The following is a 14,638-nucleotide window of genomic DNA, read 5'->3' as shown; positions in this document are numbered from 1 at the left end:
CATCATCGGACGCGACCGGTATCGGCCGTCGCGCCGAGGAAAGCCTGGGTCAGGCTGCGCCCGGAGCGGCGGCCACGCCGGCGCATCGCGTTCTCGATGCCCCATTGAACGAGCATGAACACCGTCGTCATGCCGAGATAGTAGATGCCGGCGGCCGTCAGCGCCTCGAGGTAGCGGAAATTGGCCGAGGCCGTCTGGTTCGCCACCAGAAGGAGTTCCTCTACCGCAATGACCGAGACAAGCGCCGAGAGCTTCAGCATGCCGATGAACTGGTTGCCGATCGGCGGGATGATGATGCGCATCGCCTGCGGCAGCACGATCCAGCGCATCACCTGCCATTCGCGCATGCCGAGCGCACGCGCAGCCGACCGCTGTCCACGACCGACGGCGCGGATGCCGCTGCGCATGATCTCGGCCATGTACGCACCCTCGTTCAGCGCGAGGGCAAGGACGGCGCAGGCGAAGCCTGACAGCACGATGCCGAAGGACGGCAGGACGTTGAACACGAAGATCAGCTGGAACAGCACCGGCGTGCCGCGGAACAACCAGAGATACGCGACCGCGATCCCGCGCATCACCGCGAACCGCGATTCCTGGAGGAGGGCAACGACCAGGCCCGCCACCATGCCCCAGAACAGCGAGGCAAGGCTGATCAGCATCGTCATCAGCGCCGCCTGGAAGAAGCGCGCGCTCGTCAGGTAGCTGAGGATCAGGTCTGGCGCGTCGAGCGGCATTGCATGTCGGGAGCGCCGCGCATAGGCGCCCCCGACTCCCTGGAACGAAGGATCAGAAGATGTTGCCTGTCAGCGGCAGGTTGTATTTCTGCATCAGGCGAACATACGTGCCGTCAGCCACCACCTGGGCGATTGCCGCCTCGATGGCAGTTTTGAGGGCAGCCTCGCCCTTTCGTACCGCGATGCCGATCTGCGTGTTGTTCTCGAACACGTCACCGGCAACCTCGAACACATCGGGCAGTTCGCTCGTCAGCTTCGCGGCACCGGGCGTGCTGTCGAAATGCGCATCCGCCCTGCCCTGGCGCACCGAGAGCGTGCTGTCCTGCGCGGTGGGGAAGGTCATCACCGTCACGGCCGGGCGGCCGGCGGCGACGCATTTCTCGTTGTCCTGCCGCGCATAGGTTTCCTGGATGCCGCCAAGCGTGACGGCAACCCGACGACCGCAGAGATCGTCGCGCGAGCGGATGTTGAGCGGGTTGCCCTTGCGCACGATGATCTGGTTGCCGATGCGCATGTACGGAATGAAGTCGACCTGCTCGGCACGCTGCGGGTTGATGTACATCGCGCTGTTGATGATATCGATGCGCCTGCCCTGCAACGCCGGGATCAGCCCGCGGAACTCGATGTTCATGATGACGGGCTCAAGCCCCATCTTCCTGGCGATCGCCTCGCCGAACTCGATGTCGAAGCCGACATACTTGCCGTCGACCATGTACTCGAAGGGCGCGAAGGTCGCTGCCACCCCGTAGGTGAGCTTGCCCGGCGTCAACAGTGGTGGCGCTTGCGCTTCCGCGCGCGGGGCGAGGGCGGCGAACGCGAGGAGCAGCGCTGGCAGGGCGCGCCGGACGATGGATGGGCGAGGCATGGTCGGGTCTCCCCTCGGTGCGCGGCGACGTTGCGCCGGATCGGATTGTGGCCGTGATTGCGATTTCCTGCTGTTGTTCAAGCTGTCACATTCCATACAATCCTGTCCATGGGGAAACACGAAGCCGCCGAGGCCCGCCATACGGCACTCGCCGCCGCCATCCTGCGCCGCGCACGCATCGAGGGCTGGCGGCGCGGCCACCGCATGACGGAGCTCGAACTGGCCGCAGCACTCGGGGTGTCGCGCACGCCGGTGCGTGCGGCGCTGCGGCGGCTGGCGGATGCCGGATATGTCGTTCCGCATGCCGATCGCGGATTCGTGCTCGCCGCGGCCGGCCGCCACCTTGCCGAGGCGCGGCTTGCCGCTCCCGATACGGCAGAGGCGTCGCTCCATGCTGCGATGGTGCGGGACAGGATCGCCGGCCGCCTTCCCGCGACGTTCGCGCAAGCCACGCTCGCCCGCCGCTACGGCGCCGGCCGCCCGCTGCTCGCACGCGTGCTGACGCGCATGCACCATGAGGGGCTGATCGCGCCCGCCCCCGGCCAGGGCTGGGCCTTCACGCCGACGCTGGAGGGCGAGGCATCGCGCCGCGCGGCCTTCGAGCTTCGCAGCGCGATCGAGCCCGCATCGCTGCTGCTGCCAGGCTTCCGCACCGATGCGGCGGCGATCGCGCGGCTGCGCGAGGAGCATGCCGCCGCGACGCGGTGGATCGGCCAGCCGCGACCGGACGCGGCGGCAATCTTCGCGATCGACGTGACGTTCCACGAAGCGCTCGCGGAAATGTCGGGCAACCCCTTCATCCTCGCGAACGTCCGCCAGCAGAACGTCCTCCGCCGCCTGCTCGAGCTTGCAAGCTACAGCGACGTCGCGCGCGTCCGCGCCTGGATCGCCGAGCATCTGGCCATCCTCGCGCTGATCGAGCAGTCTGACATGATGGCGGCGGCCGAGGCGATGCGCCGGCATCTCGGAATCGCCGCCGCGCAGCCGGTCATTGCGGCAACGGCACGGCGCCGCCGTATCGCAGGAGGCTGAGCATGTGGGACGCGATCTGGACGGGCGGCACGATCGCCACGATGCAGGGAAACGGGGTCGGCCTGATCGAGGCAGGGGCCGTTGCGGCGAAGGACGGCCGCATCGCCTGGATCGGCCCCGCCGCCGCCCTCCCCGCGCCCGCAACGACCCTTGCCCGCGCCGTGCATGACACGACGGGAACGCTGGTCACCCCAGGCCTCGTCGATTGCCACACCCATCTCGTGTTCGGCGGCGACAGGATCGGCGAGTTTCGCGCAGCCCTTGGCGGTGCCACGCGGCGCGAGATCGCCGAGGCCGGCGGCGGCATTCTCGCCACCATGCGGGCGACGCGCGCGGCGAGCGAGGAGGCGCTGCTGGACAGCGCCCGCGCACGCCTCCGTTGCCTGATGGCCGAGGGCGTCACGACGGTCGAGATCAAGTCAGGCTACGGGCTCGATCGCGACACCGAGCTCCGCATGCTGCGCGTCGCGCGCCGGCTCGGGCGCGAGGAGGGCATCCGCGTCGTCACCTCGTTCCTCGGCGCGCACTCGCTCCCGCCCGAGTACGCCGGACGAGCGGAGGAGTTCATCACCTTCCTCGCGGATGAGGTTCTGCCCGAAGCCGTGGCCGAAGGCCTGGCCGACATGTGCGATGGCGGCATCGAGGGCCTCTCCATCCCGCGCGAGGCGATGCTGCGCCTCTACGCGAAGGCCGCAGCACTCGGCCTGCCGTTGCGCGGGCACACCGACCAGTACCGTGATGTCGATGGCGCCGCCGGGCTTGCCGGCATCGGCGCGCGCTCGGCCGACCATCTCGAATACGCGAACGAGGCCGGGATCAGGGCGATGGCTGAGGCAGGCACCGTCGCCGTGCTGCTGCCAGGCTCGACGCTGTTCCTCCGCGAGGCGGAGCGGCCGCCGGTGGCGCTGCTGCGCAAGCACGGCGTGCGCATGGCCCTGGCCACCAACTGCAACCCGGGTTCGTCGCCCACGCGCTCGCCGTTGCTCGTGCTCGCGCTCGCCTGCACCATGTTCCGCCTCACGCCCGAGGAAGCGCTGCGCGGCTACACCGCTGAGGCTGCGCGCGTGCTCGGGCGCGAGGGCGAGATCGGGACGCTTGCCGAAGGATACGCGGCCGACCTTGCCGTGTGGAACGTCACCGATCCGGCGGAGCTCTGCTACTGGCTCGGTGGCAATCCGCTCAGCCAAGTGGTGCGCGCGGGGCGGGCCTGACGCTCAGGCAGCGCCGAGCGCGGGGGGCATGGCGGCGAGGGTTTCCGGCGGCAGGTGGCAGGCGATGCGGTGGCCCGGCACCGGCTCGATCACCGGCGGCGCCACCTCGTCGCACACCGGCCCGATGCGGCGCGGGCAGCGATGCGCGAAGCGGCATCCGCCGGCCCCGCTCGGCGACGAGACATCCCCCGCAAGCCTGATGCGCGACGCCGCCCGCCCGCGTGCGCCGACGAGCGGCACCGCCGACAGCAACGCCTCGGTATAGGGGTGGTATGGCGGGCTGAGGATCGCCGCGGCCGGCCCTTCCTCCACCACGCCGCCGCGATACATCACCGCGATCCTGTCGGCGACATGCGCGATCACGCCGATGTCGTGGCTGATGAAGAGATAGGCGACGCCGAGCCTGTCGCGCAGGTCATCGAGCAGGTTCAGCACCGCTGCCTGGACCGACACATCGAGGGCCGAGACGGCCTCGTCGCACACGAGGAAATCAGGCTGGCTGGCGAGCGCGCGGGCGATGCCGATGCGCTGCTTCTCGCCGCCCGAGAGCTGGTGCGGATAGCGGCCGCGATAGGCAGGCGAGAGGCGAACGAGCGTGAGCAGCCGATCGACTTCCTCGTCGGCCGCCGCACCGCGCGCGATGCCGAACAGCGTGACGGGGCGGCGGATGATCTCGGCCACCGTCTTGCGCGGGTTGAGCGAGCTGTCGGGGTTCTGGAACACGATCTGCGCGCGGCGGCGGAACCCGGCACCCGGGCGTTGCGGTACGGTTTCGCCGGCAAAACGCAGCGTGCCGCCGTCGCTCTCGATCAGCCGCAGCACGAGGCGGCCGAGCGTCGTCTTGCCGCAGCCGGATTCGCCGACGAGGCCAAGCACCTCGCCCTTGCGCACGACAAGGGAGACGCCATCGACGGCACGCACCACGGCCTGTGGCGCGAGATGCGGCCGCCCTCCCGCGAACGAGACGCGGCCCAACCAGCCGCCGAGCGCGAAGCTGCGTGACAGCGCGTTGGCTTCGAGCAACGTCTCGCCCTCGCCGCGCACCGTGCGTTCGGGCAGCGGCGGCACCGGCCAGGCAAGCTCTTCCCCCGCCCTGCGGCAGCGCGCGAGCCGCCCGGTCGCTTCCTCGCCGGGCGGCGAGACGAGCGCCTGCGGCGCGCTGCACGGCGGCTCGACGAAGGCGCAGCGTGTGCGGAAATTGCAACCCGGGTCCGGCTTCGTCAGGTCAGGCAGGCCGCCGGGGATCGGCACCAGTCGCCCGATCCGGCCCTTGTCGGCCCGCGGCAGCGCGCCCATCAGCCCGCGCGTGTACGGATGTGCGGGGATATCGAGCAGCGTGGTGGCCGCCCCCTGCTCGACGACGCGGCCGGCGTAGAGGACCGTCAGGTCATCGCACAGCCGATCGACGATGCCGAGATTGTGGCTGACGAGGAGCAGCGAGAGGCCGCGGCGCGCGCGCAGGCCCTCGAGCAAGTCGAGGATTTGTGCCTCCACCGTCACGTCGAGCGCTGTCGTCGGCTCGTCGAGCAGCAGGAGATCGGGCTCGCAGGCCAGCGCGCCGGCGATCACCGCGCGCTGCTTCATCCCGCCCGACAGCTGGTGCGGATAGGCGCGCGCCACCGTTTCCGCGCGCGGCAGGCCGACCTCGGCGAGCAGCGCGATGGTGCGCGCATCGGCCTCTGACTGCGACATCCCCTTGTGCAGCACCAGCGGCTCGGCGATCTGCGACCCGATGGTGAGCGCCGGATTCAGCGCGGCGGAAGGGTCCTGGAACACGACACCGATGCGCCTGCCGCGCAGCGACGCTGCGTTCGCGAACAGATCCTCGCCATCGAACCGCGCGGCATCCGCCGCGACCGTCGCCCCCTCGCCCAGCAGGCCGAGGATGGCGAGAACGACCGACGACTTGCCCGACCCGCTCTCGCCGACCAGCCCCATCGCCCCGCCACGTGGGATCGCGAGCGAAATGGCCTGGAGTGCGGCGAGTTGCCCCCGCCCCGTGGCGTAGCTGACGGAGAGGCCGCGGAGGTCAAGCAGCGGCCCCTTGCCGGCCTGGCCGGGATCAGCCACGGCCGCGCAGCCTTGGGTCAAGCAGTTCGCGAAGCCCCTCGCCGAGCAGGTTGATCGCGATCAGCAGAACGCAGAGGCAGAGGCCGGGTGCGAGCCCGATCCACGGCGCCTGCTCGATGAACGGCCTGCTTTCGGCAATCATCAGGCCCCACTCGCTCGCAGGCGGTTGCGCACCAAGGCCCAGGAACGAGAGGGCGGAGCCGAGCAGGATCGCGAAGGTGATGCGCAGCGCCGTCTCGACGATGATCGGTGGCCAGGCATTCGGGAGAATTTCCGCCGCGAGGATCCAGGCGGCACTCTCGCCACGCGCACGTGCCGCCTGCACGAAGTCCTCGGCAAGAAGGCCGAGCCCGACCGCGCGCACGATGCGCGTCATGATCGGCACATAAACGAGGCCGACGGCGACGATCGTTTTCCACAGCGCAGGCTCGGTCACGGCAAGGACCAGAAGGCCGAGCAGGATGGGCGGCACGGAGATCAGCACGTCGACCGCGCGCATGATCGCCTCGCTCAGCCAGCCGCGATCGAACGCGGCGATCAGCCCGAGCGGAATGCCGAGGACGAGCGAGAGCGCGGTGGCGCCGAAGCCCATGCCAAGCGAGTAGTGCGCACCGGCAAGCACGCGCGAGAACACGTCACGCCCGAACTCGTCGGTGCCGAACCAGTGCGCCGCCGATGGGGGCTGAAGCCGCACGCGTACCGAGAACGCGTCCGGGTCATACGGCGCGATCCAGGGGCCGATGATGGCGAGCAGCGCGATCGCGCCGACGACGATGCCGCCCCAGACGAGTGAGGAGGGCAGCGCGCGTGACCGGCCGCGCTCGCCCGGGGCGGCGATGCTGCTCATGCCGCGGCACGCCCGTAGCGGATGCGCGGGTTGAGGAAGGCGTAGAGGATGTCGGCCACCAGGTTCGCGACCGCATAGACGGTCGTGACCACCATCATGCCGGCCATCAGCAGCGGCAGGTCATGGTTCTCGATCGCGAAGATCAGCAGCCTGCCGAGCCCGGGATAGGCGAACACGGTTTCGACGACGACAATACCGCCGATCAGGATGCCGACATCGACGGCAAGCACCGTCACGGTCGGCAGCAGCGCGTTCGGCAGCGCATGGCGGCGCAGCACGCGCCCCTCCGGCACGCCGCGCGCGCGGGCGGCCAGCACGTAGCCGCTCTCGAGCGTCTCGATCATCGAGGAGCGGGTGAGGCGCGACACATGCGCGATCAGGCCGCTGACGAGGGTGAACACCGGCAGGATCAGATGCGTGGCCCAGCGCAGCACGCCGCCCTCGCCGATCGGCGTGTAGCCGGTGGCGGGAAGCCAGCCGAGCCAGGCGGCAAAGAGCAGGATCAGCAGGATGCACCAGAAGAACTCGGGCACCGCGATGAAGAAATACTGCGCCAGCGTCAACACGCGATCCGACAGCGTTCCCTTGTGCACGGCAGAGTGGATGCCGAGCGCGATGCCGATGATCGCGACGAGCACGATCGAGATGCCGGCCAGGATGGCGGAGTGGGCGAGCGCATCGGCGATGAGCGGCCCGGCCGGGCGGTCCATCACCAGCGATCGTCCGAAATCACCGCCGAGCAGGCCGCTGAACCAGCGCCAGTATTGCAGCCAGAGCGGATCGTTCAGCCCGAGCCGCGCCTCGAGCGTGGCGACGGCTTCTGCCGTCGCGTACTCGCCGAGGATCATGTAGGCGACGTTGCCCGGCAGGAGGTGAACGATGCCGAAGATCAGCAGCGTCATCGCCCAGAGAACGCCGAGCACTGCGAGCAGGCGGCGCGCGATGTAGCTGGCCATGCGCGCCGCCTCCGGGCTTCAGGTGCCGATGCTGCCGGCGCGCAGATCGAACCAGCGCATCGGGTGCGTCTTCACCCCGCGCACATTGGCGCGGTAGGCACAGGCGAAGTTGACCGAATAGGCGATGAAGCCCGGCGGATCCGCCACCATCGCGCGCTGCAGCGCGAGGTACTCCACCTTCTGTTTCTCCGGGTCGCCGGTCAGCCGCGCCGCGGCCAGCGCACGATCGACCTCGGCGTTCTTGTAGTGCCAGAGGCGCTGGTTCCAGCTTCCCTCGGAGTGCAGGAACGGGTGCGTGCCGGTATCGAGCGTCGGCCGCGCGAAGTAGCCGTCGATGTAGAACGGCGCCTTGCCGGACACCTCGGCGTTGTAGCGGGCGAAGGGCACGCGCTGGATCTCGATATCGAAGCCCGCGGGGCGGGCGAGCTGCTGCAGCGTCACGCCAAGACGCTCGCGCACCGGACGGCCCACGGGGATCACGAGCGGCACCTTCACGCCGTTGCGGTGACCGGCCTCGGCCAGCAGGCGGCGCGCGCCCGCCGGATCGGCCCGGTTGGCGGGAATGTCGGACACGAAGAATGGGTGGTTCGGCGGGATGGGGCTGTGCGTCGGCGCACCTTCGCCGAACAGCACGAGCTCGACCACGTCACGCTTGTCGACCGCCATGTGGAAGGCACGGCGGACGCGGATGTCGTTGAACGGCGCGATCGCGTTGTTCATGATCGCCGCGTCCCACGACCCCGTCGGCACGCTTTCCACGCGCAGCCCGCTGTTGCCGCCGAGCGGCTTCACCTGCTCGGGCGGGATGTCCCACACCACCTCCATGTCACCGGCCTGGAGGGCGGCGATGCGCACGCTCATCTCGGGAACGATCCGGAGCTCGACCGTATCGAAGCGCGGCTGCCCGGCCTCGAAATAGTCCGGGAACCGGGTGAGGATCATGCGGTCGCCGGGCGTATAGCTCCGCATCATGAAGGGGCCCGTGCCGATCGGCGCGGTGGCCAGCTGGTCGACCAGGTCGTGCGGGATGATTTTCACCTGGCGGTCCGACAGGATGTCGGCGAACCCACCATAGGCGTAGGAGAGGCGGAAGATGACCGTGTAGGGGTCAGGCGCCTCCATCTTCTCGATCATCGTGTAGTTGGTGCGCGGTGCCGCGGCGGTCGCGGGATCGAGGATGCGCGTGTAGGTGGCGATTACGTCCTGCGCGGTCATCTCGCGACCGTTATGGAACTTCACGCCGCGGCGGAGCGTGAAGGTCCAGGTCTTGAGATCGTCGCTGAAGGTCCACTTCTCGGCAAGCTCAGGCTCGACCACGAGGTCCTCGCGCATGCGCGTGAGACCGTTGAAGACGAGGTTGTCGTAGATGTACTCCTCGCCGATCGTGGTCTTGGCCGGGTCGAGCGTGCGCAGCGACGCGCCGAGCGCGATCCGGAAGGTGCCGCCGCCGGCCTGCGCGCGGGCATTGCCGGAAAGGACGAAGGGTGCAGCGAGTGCGGCCGCACCAAGGTCACGTCGCGTCAGTCTCACCATCGAAGCCTCCTGTTCGTTGCGCGGAACCCCTCCGCGTCACGATGATCCTTTGGCAGCGTTCGGCGTTACCGCGCGGATGACGAACTCATCCATCCAGGGGATATACTCCTCCCAGAGCGCGCGCAGCCGGGCGATCGGGTCGGCGCCGCTGTCGATGCGGAGATCGACGAGCGGGAACACCTCCTTGTCCACAACAAGAAGGCTCGCCGAGAACACGGGCCCATGCTCGCCGCCCGCCGCCAGCCCGGCCTCGAGGCCGCGCAGCAGACGTTCGGCGAGATGCGCGGCAGGATCGGCCGCGAAGGCCTCGGCCATCGCCGTCGGCACGCCATCATTGGCGAGGATGTTGCCGATGGCCACGCAGTCCTTCGCGTGTCCTGCGCCGAGCGCGGGCTTCACGCGTGCACCATGGACATGCGCCGTGCGCCCTGCGGCATCGATCGCGGCGAGCTGTCGCCAGTCATGATCGGGCGTCGAGGCGACGAGGGCTGCGAGCGTCTCCTCCGCCGTACAGCCGGAGCGGAGCAGCGCGAGCCCGAGCGGGCCGAGGCGCGGATCGGTGCGGTGCTGCGTCAACACCGCGCCGTAGCCGGGCGCGCAGAACGGCACGCGCGAGCCCACGGCGATATTCGAGGTCGACACCGCGGCGCCGAACTGGCCGGTGCGCGCGCACCGCCCGATAAGCGAGAACGTCATGGCCCCCACAACCCTGCTTGCAACCGGCGTTACGGCGCCGTATCGCCGGCGCTCGGTCTCCCGCGCGCATTGAATGCGGAGCCGCGCCGAATGTCCACCCCCAGCGCGAGAGAGGCCCATCCACCACTGGCTCTTGTGCGCTCTCGCCTTCGGTGCTGCGATCATGTCCGGAACAAACACCAGCGGGAGAGGTGATGATGGCACACGAGCGCTTGCGCAAGTTCAACACGCGCGATGTCTACGGGCCACAGGCGCTCGACAATGACGTGTGCATGGTCGTGCGCGCCGGCCGGCATGTCTTCCTGCGCGGCCAGACGGGGTTCGACCTCGACAACAAATTCGTTGGCGTCGGCGACCCTGCGGCGCAGACGGAACAGGCGATGCGGAACGTGAAGGTGCTGCTCGAGGAGGCAGGATCGCAGCTCTCGCACATCTGCCAGCTGCACATCTACATCCTCGACCGCGCGCATCGGGGCCTCGTCTATCCCGTGATCGGGCGGCACCTGAAGGGCGTGTTTCCGGTGATGACGGGGCTGATCATCGCCGGCCTGGCCATCCCCGAGATGCTGGTCGAGATCGACATCACCGCGGTGATCCCGGAGGGCGAGGGCTGACGCGTGGCCTCACGCCGTCAGCCGCGCTGCCGTCGCGACCTCGAGCGGGGGCGGGAGACCTTCGCCCCCGCACGCCGCGAGCAGGATCGTTGCGGTGACGGCGGCCGCGGTCTTGAGCTGGTGCGGGGTCACCTTGTCGCGCGTGTCGGCGCGGGTGAGCAGGAGGGAGAGCGGCGTGTGCGGCCGCTCGAACCCCGCACAGAGGCGGAACGCGGGAATGCCGGCGCGGAGGTAGTTCGCGTGGTCGGAGTTGCCCATGAAGCGCGGCGCGATGCCGAGCGAGAGGCCAGCGGGCGCGAGGGCGCCGCGCAGGAACCCGGCCATGCCCGGCACGCCGGAGGTGAGCGCGGTCAACGCATCGTCACCCGCCACGCTGTCGAGATTGACGTTGAGCTTCCGCCGCGCGCGCTCCCCCTCCCCCATCGCAGCGAGATGCGCAGCGGAGCCTGCGAGCGCCCATTCCTCGATCGTGAAGAACGCGACCTCGAGCCCGTGCGCGAGCCCAGGAACGACATCCGCCACCGCGCGCGCGGCCGCAAGCGCGCAGGCAAGGCCGGAGGCGTTGTCGATCGCGCTCTCGGCCAGGTCATGCCCATCGAGATGCGCGGAGAGGACGATCAGCCCCGCGCCACGCCCCGGAATGGTTCCAAACAGGTTCTGGGCGGCCGTCTCACGGAACGTTCCGGCCACGTGCAGCGTCACCACCTGCCCATCACGCTCCGCCAGGCGCGCGCCGGCCTCGTGGCTGATGCCGGCGCAGGGGATGTGCCCAGGCCCGCCATCGCCGGAGGAGCCCGTGACGGGGCCTGCGGCGGGAACGTGGTTGGCGATCAGGAAGCCGGCGGCACCGGCGGCGCGCGCGGCATCGTACTTCTTCCGCCGGTGCACGTGGTCGCGCCCGATCATGAACTCGTGGCGGACGAGGACGATGGCGCCTCGCACCCGCTCCCCCTCCCGCGCGATATCCTCCGGCAGGCCACGCCCGCAATCGACCAGGGGGGCAGAAAGCCCAGCCTCGCCCGTCGCCGGCGAGCGCACCAGCGCGGCGGCGTCAAGCGCCGCCCCATCGGCGAGCACGACGCGCGCGGGCCCGCGCGACCACCCGCGATAGGGGACGGTCTCGCGGCGTACCGGCGCGATCTCTGCCAGCGCTGTTGCGAGGAAGGCTTGTGCCTTCGCCTCGCTTTCGGTTCCGGCAAAGCGGCCGCCGCAGTCGCACAGTGCCGCGAAGTCATCGACGATGCGCCGTTCGGCCCAGATGCGGCCGAGCACGCGCGCCAGGACTTCGTCAGCCAATACCTCGTTCGTCATGCCGAAGCTCCTTTGCGTCACCGCCACCAGCATGCCACCGCTCGCGCTCACACGGGAGACACCGATGATCGATCCGAAAGTGCACGAAGCAGCACTCGCACCGCTGCTGCCCCACATCCTTGCGATGACCGAGCGCGTCGTCTCGATCGACAGCGGCACCTATGACGCCGCGGGCGTGAACGCCGTGATTGATGTCTGGGCCGGCATGCTCGCCGAGATGGGCTTCACCGTCGATCGCAAGCCCCTGCCCGGCCGCGGCGACCAGATGACGGCGACGCTCACCCTCGGCAACGGCCCGCGCCTGCTCGTCCTCGGCCATGCAGACACGGTGTGGCCGGCGGGAACCGTCGCGCAATGGCCGTTCTCGCGCGACGGTGACCGTATCACCGGCCCAGGCGTGGGCGACATGAAGACGAACGTGGTGATGGCGCTATTCACGCTGCGCCACCTGCTCGGCACCGGTCTGAAGGGGCTCGGCGCCATCACCGTGCTGGTGGTGCCGGACGAGGAGATCGGCAGCCCGCAGAGCCGCGGCTGGATCGAGGGCCACGCACGCGATGCCGATCTCTGCCTCACGCTTGAGCCGTGCCGGCCGAATGGCGGCGTGGTGATCGGCCGCGGCGCCGTCGGCGCGCTCTACGTCACGGCAACGGGTGTCACGGCGCATTGCGGCAGCTATCGCGAGCTGGGGGCCTCGGCGGTCTCCGCGCTCGCACCCCTCGTCGCCGAGTTCGAGGCGTTGACGGATGCATCGCGCGGGCTCGCCGCGACCGTCGGCATCTTTCGCGGCGGCGCTGCGCGCCAGGTGTTTCCGGGCGAGGCGGAGATCCACCTCGACCTGCGCGCACCAGACAAGGCGGGGGCGGACGGGCTGCTCGCCGCGGCGCGTGTGATCGCGGAACGAAAGCCGGCCGATCCCCGCGTGAGCATCGCCATCACCGGCGGGTTCGGCCGCCCGCCCTTCCCGACGACGCCGGGCACGCGCACGCTCTATGCCTGGGCCGAGGAGGCATGCAAGGCGATGGGCCAGCCGATCCACGAGGTGGTCGCGCGCGGCGGCTCTGACGGTTCCTTTGCCGCAGGGCTTGGCGTGCCGACGCTCGATGGCCTCGGCGCCGTCGCGCATGACACGTGCAGCCGGCGCGAGACGGTGGAGGTGTCCTCCATCATCCCCCGCTCCGCCGTTCTCGCCCACCTCATCACGAGCGCGGCGTCGGGGAGGAAGCTCGCGTAGGCCCTCAGGCGCCGGGCGCGGCCTCCGGCCGCTTGGCTCGCCGCACCAGCAGCGGCGCGCAGTTCGCGCGCTTGAAGCAGGATAGGGATCACGACAGCGGCAGGCTGAGCGGCGCGATCTGGTCGCCGCCCCGCCCGGCATAGTCGTTGAGGCCGCTGTCGCGCAGCATCTTCGCCTGACTCTGCGCCAGGATGCCGGCGGCCTCCGAGACATCGAGCATGGTCGGCTTTCCGTCGGCCAGCACCTGCTTCCCTGCCACAAAGACGTGCCGCACCGCGCGGTCGGCCGCGTGGAACACGAGGCTGCGCAGCGGGTCGCGCGGTGGCGCCATCTGCGGATGCGCGAGATCGACGAGCGTGACATCCGCCGCCGCCCCGACCTGGAGCCGCCCGAGATCGGACCGGCCCAGCGCATCAGCGCCGCCGACGGTCGCTGCATGGAACACCATCGCCGTATCCGCCGCATGCAGGTCACGGCCTGCGTTGCGCGCGAGCAGGATGGCAAGCCGCATCTCCTCGATGATGTTGTGGGGCGCCACATCGGTTCCCATTGCCATGCGCACGCCACGGGAACGATAACGGCCGAAATTCTTCAGGTGCTCGCCATAGCGCGCGAAGGGCGACGGGCAATGCGCCACGGCGACGCCATGCTCCGCCATCAGCCCGAGGTCACGCGCCGTGTGCCAGCCGATGGATGGATGCTCGTCGATGAAGATGGCATGGCCGAGGATGGCGCGCGGGCTGAGCAGGCCGAGCGAGGCGGCCCACTGGATGGGCGTCGTGCCGTGGCGCCGCACCATCTCGCGCACCTCCACCACCGCCTGGGCGATATGCGTCGTGAAGGGCCGCCCCTTCTCGGCCGCGAGTGCGGCCGCATCGCGCAGCAGGCCTTCCTCCACCGTATCGATCTGCGCGGGGTAGACGATGCCGCGCAGCAGGCCCGACGCGTCGCTCTCCGCCTCGTCCATCACGGCCTGGGCGCGCTGGAACCCGGCGCGGCCGCGCGCCTCGTCCCACCGCCACTCGACCGATTGCGGCGCGCTCATGCCCCAGCGGGCGGAGGCAAAGCCGGGCCCCACCCAAACGCGCAGGCCGGATTGGCGCATCACGTCCATCCACCCCTCGAAGGGGGAGGAGAGATCGACCACCGCCGTGACGCCGGCGCCCATGAGCTCGGCATAGGCAAGGCGCATCGCCGCCTCGTTGCCCTCGCGGTCAAGCCGGAAGGCCTGGCTGCGCTCGAACAGGCCGCTCATCTGCTGTTCGGGAACGCCGTGATCCTCGCGGATGCCGCGATACGACGGCTCCGACGTCGGGTGCGTGTGCACGTTCACGAGGCCGGGCATGACCAGCATCTGGCGTGCATCGATCGCCCTCGCGCCGTGCGGTGGCGGCGCCTCGCTCGCCGGCGCTATCGCGGCGACGCGGCCGCCCGAGAGCAGCACGTCGACATCGCGCGCATACACATGGCGCTTTGCGGAACCGTCCCACACGACGGCCCAGGAGGCGCCGCGGAGAAGCGTTGTCGTCATGTCG

At 69.9% G+C, this 14,638-nt stretch carries 13 protein-coding genes; 4 read left to right on the top strand and 9 right to left on the bottom strand.

Annotated elements, in window-relative coordinates; genetic code table 11:
* Positions 1 to 2: 2 nt before the first annotated feature.
* Both Q0C38_RS17010 and Q0C38_RS17005 read right to left on the bottom strand, forming a co-directional pair.
* Complete coding sequence (locus Q0C38_RS17010; protein WP_291298310.1) at positions 3 to 734, bottom strand: amino acid ABC transporter permease; 732 nt, start codon at positions 732 to 734, stop codon at positions 3 to 5.
* A 52-nt stretch (positions 735 to 786) separates the two neighbouring features.
* On the bottom strand, positions 787 to 1,599 hold the full coding sequence (locus tag Q0C38_RS17005) for an ABC transporter substrate-binding protein (RefSeq protein ID WP_291298309.1): 813 nt from the start codon (positions 1,597 to 1,599) through the stop codon (positions 787 to 789).
* 108 nt (positions 1,600 to 1,707) lie between these two features.
* Between Q0C38_RS17005 and Q0C38_RS17000 the strand changes: the two genes are divergently transcribed.
* On the top strand, positions 1,708 to 2,631 hold the full coding sequence (locus tag Q0C38_RS17000; RefSeq protein ID WP_291298308.1) for a GntR family transcriptional regulator: 924 nt from the start codon (positions 1,708 to 1,710) through the stop codon (positions 2,629 to 2,631).
* Between the two features lie 2 nt (positions 2,632 to 2,633).
* Positions 2,634 to 3,842 carry an imidazolonepropionase gene (gene hutI, locus Q0C38_RS16995; RefSeq protein ID WP_291298307.1) on the top strand — a complete coding sequence of 403 codons (1,209 nt, stop codon included), beginning with the start codon at positions 2,634 to 2,636 and terminating at the stop codon, positions 3,840 to 3,842.
* Positions 3,843 to 3,845: 3 nt separating this feature from the next.
* On the opposite strand, the gene Q0C38_RS16990 is transcribed toward hutI, so the two are convergent.
* Genes Q0C38_RS16990 through Q0C38_RS16970 form a run of 5 tightly spaced genes read right to left on the bottom strand, consistent with a single transcriptional unit; the run spans position 3,846 to position 9,944 of the window.
* A complete protein-coding gene (locus Q0C38_RS16990) occupies positions 3,846 to 5,912 on the bottom strand; it encodes an ABC transporter ATP-binding protein (protein ID WP_291298306.1) in 2,067 nt (688 codons plus the stop codon).
* Positions 5,905 to 6,759, bottom strand: a complete 855-nt coding sequence (locus Q0C38_RS16985; protein ID WP_291298305.1) for an ABC transporter permease — start codon at positions 6,757 to 6,759, stop codon at positions 5,905 to 5,907. Before Q0C38_RS16985 ends, Q0C38_RS16990 begins: the two co-directional genes overlap by 8 nt.
* Complete coding sequence (locus tag Q0C38_RS16980) at positions 6,756 to 7,715, bottom strand: ABC transporter permease (RefSeq protein WP_291298304.1); 960 nt, start codon at positions 7,713 to 7,715, stop codon at positions 6,756 to 6,758. The genes Q0C38_RS16985 and Q0C38_RS16980 overlap by 4 nt, the downstream gene beginning before the upstream one ends.
* Before the next feature lie 18 nt (positions 7,716 to 7,733).
* Positions 7,734 to 9,248 carry an ABC transporter substrate-binding protein gene (locus tag Q0C38_RS16975; RefSeq protein WP_291298303.1) on the bottom strand — a complete coding sequence of 505 codons (1,515 nt, stop codon included), beginning with the start codon at positions 9,246 to 9,248 and terminating at the stop codon, positions 7,734 to 7,736.
* 36 nt (positions 9,249 to 9,284) lie between these two features.
* Positions 9,285 to 9,944, bottom strand: coding sequence for a DUF1028 domain-containing protein (locus tag Q0C38_RS16970; protein WP_291298302.1), 660 nt, complete (start codon positions 9,942 to 9,944; stop codon positions 9,285 to 9,287).
* Between the two features lie 197 nt (positions 9,945 to 10,141).
* Here Q0C38_RS16970 and Q0C38_RS16965 point away from each other — a divergent pair, with 197 nt between their 5' ends.
* Positions 10,142 to 10,558 carry a RidA family protein gene (locus Q0C38_RS16965; protein ID WP_291298301.1) on the top strand — a complete coding sequence of 139 codons (417 nt, stop codon included), beginning with the start codon at positions 10,142 to 10,144 and terminating at the stop codon, positions 10,556 to 10,558.
* Between the two features lie 9 nt (positions 10,559 to 10,567).
* Here the strand turns inward: Q0C38_RS16965 and Q0C38_RS16960 are convergent, their stop codons facing one another.
* Positions 10,568 to 11,869 (bottom strand): M28 family peptidase, encoded by a 1,302-nt coding sequence (locus Q0C38_RS16960; protein ID WP_291298300.1) that lies wholly within the window; start codon positions 11,867 to 11,869, stop codon positions 10,568 to 10,570.
* A 64-nt stretch (positions 11,870 to 11,933) separates the two neighbouring features.
* Here Q0C38_RS16960 and Q0C38_RS16955 point away from each other — a divergent pair, with 64 nt between their 5' ends.
* Positions 11,934 to 13,103 carry a M20/M25/M40 family metallo-hydrolase gene (locus tag Q0C38_RS16955; RefSeq protein WP_291298299.1) on the top strand — a complete coding sequence of 390 codons (1,170 nt, stop codon included), beginning with the start codon at positions 11,934 to 11,936 and terminating at the stop codon, positions 13,101 to 13,103.
* 88 nt (positions 13,104 to 13,191) lie between these two features.
* Here Q0C38_RS16955 and Q0C38_RS16950 read toward each other — a convergent pair whose 3' ends face one another.
* Entirely contained in the window at positions 13,192 to 14,634 is a 1,443-nt protein-coding gene (locus Q0C38_RS16950; protein WP_291298298.1) for an amidohydrolase family protein, read from the bottom strand.
* Positions 14,635 to 14,638: the final 4 nt, after the last annotated feature.

The organism is Elioraea sp. (genome assembly GCF_022842375.1).
Lineage (GTDB): Bacteria > Pseudomonadota > Alphaproteobacteria > Acetobacterales > Acetobacteraceae > Elioraea_A.
The sequence above is the reverse complement of the archived record's forward strand: the minus strand, read 5'-3'. Positions and strand labels throughout refer to the sequence as shown.

Coding starts and splice junctions, on each gene's coding strand:
- Q0C38_RS16955 (WP_291298299.1), top strand. CDS start 11,934: ATGATCGATCCGAAAGTGCACGAAGCAGCACTCGCACCGCTGCTGCCC.
- Q0C38_RS16960 (WP_291298300.1), bottom strand. CDS start 11,869: ATGACGAACGAGGTATTGGCTGACGAAGTCCTGGCGCGCGTGCTCGGC.
- Q0C38_RS17000 (WP_291298308.1), top strand. CDS start 1,708: ATGGGGAAACACGAAGCCGCCGAGGCCCGCCATACGGCACTCGCCGCC.
- Q0C38_RS17005 (WP_291298309.1), bottom strand. CDS start 1,599: ATGCCTCGCCCATCCATCGTCCGGCGCGCCCTGCCAGCGCTGCTCCTC.
- Q0C38_RS16965 (WP_291298301.1), top strand. CDS start 10,142: ATGGCACACGAGCGCTTGCGCAAGTTCAACACGCGCGATGTCTACGGG.
- Q0C38_RS16950 (WP_291298298.1), bottom strand. CDS start 14,634: ATGACGACAACGCTTCTCCGCGGCGCCTCCTGGGCCGTCGTGTGGGAC.
- Q0C38_RS17010 (WP_291298310.1), bottom strand. CDS start 734: ATGCCGCTCGACGCGCCAGACCTGATCCTCAGCTACCTGACGAGCGCG.
- Q0C38_RS16985 (WP_291298305.1), bottom strand. CDS start 6,759: ATGAGCAGCATCGCCGCCCCGGGCGAGCGCGGCCGGTCACGCGCGCTG.
- Q0C38_RS16980 (WP_291298304.1), bottom strand. CDS start 7,715: ATGGCCAGCTACATCGCGCGCCGCCTGCTCGCAGTGCTCGGCGTTCTC.
- Q0C38_RS16970 (WP_291298302.1), bottom strand. CDS start 9,944: ATGACGTTCTCGCTTATCGGGCGGTGCGCGCGCACCGGCCAGTTCGGC.
- Q0C38_RS16975 (WP_291298303.1), bottom strand. CDS start 9,248: ATGGTGAGACTGACGCGACGTGACCTTGGTGCGGCCGCACTCGCTGCA.
- hutI (WP_291298307.1), top strand. CDS start 2,634: ATGTGGGACGCGATCTGGACGGGCGGCACGATCGCCACGATGCAGGGA.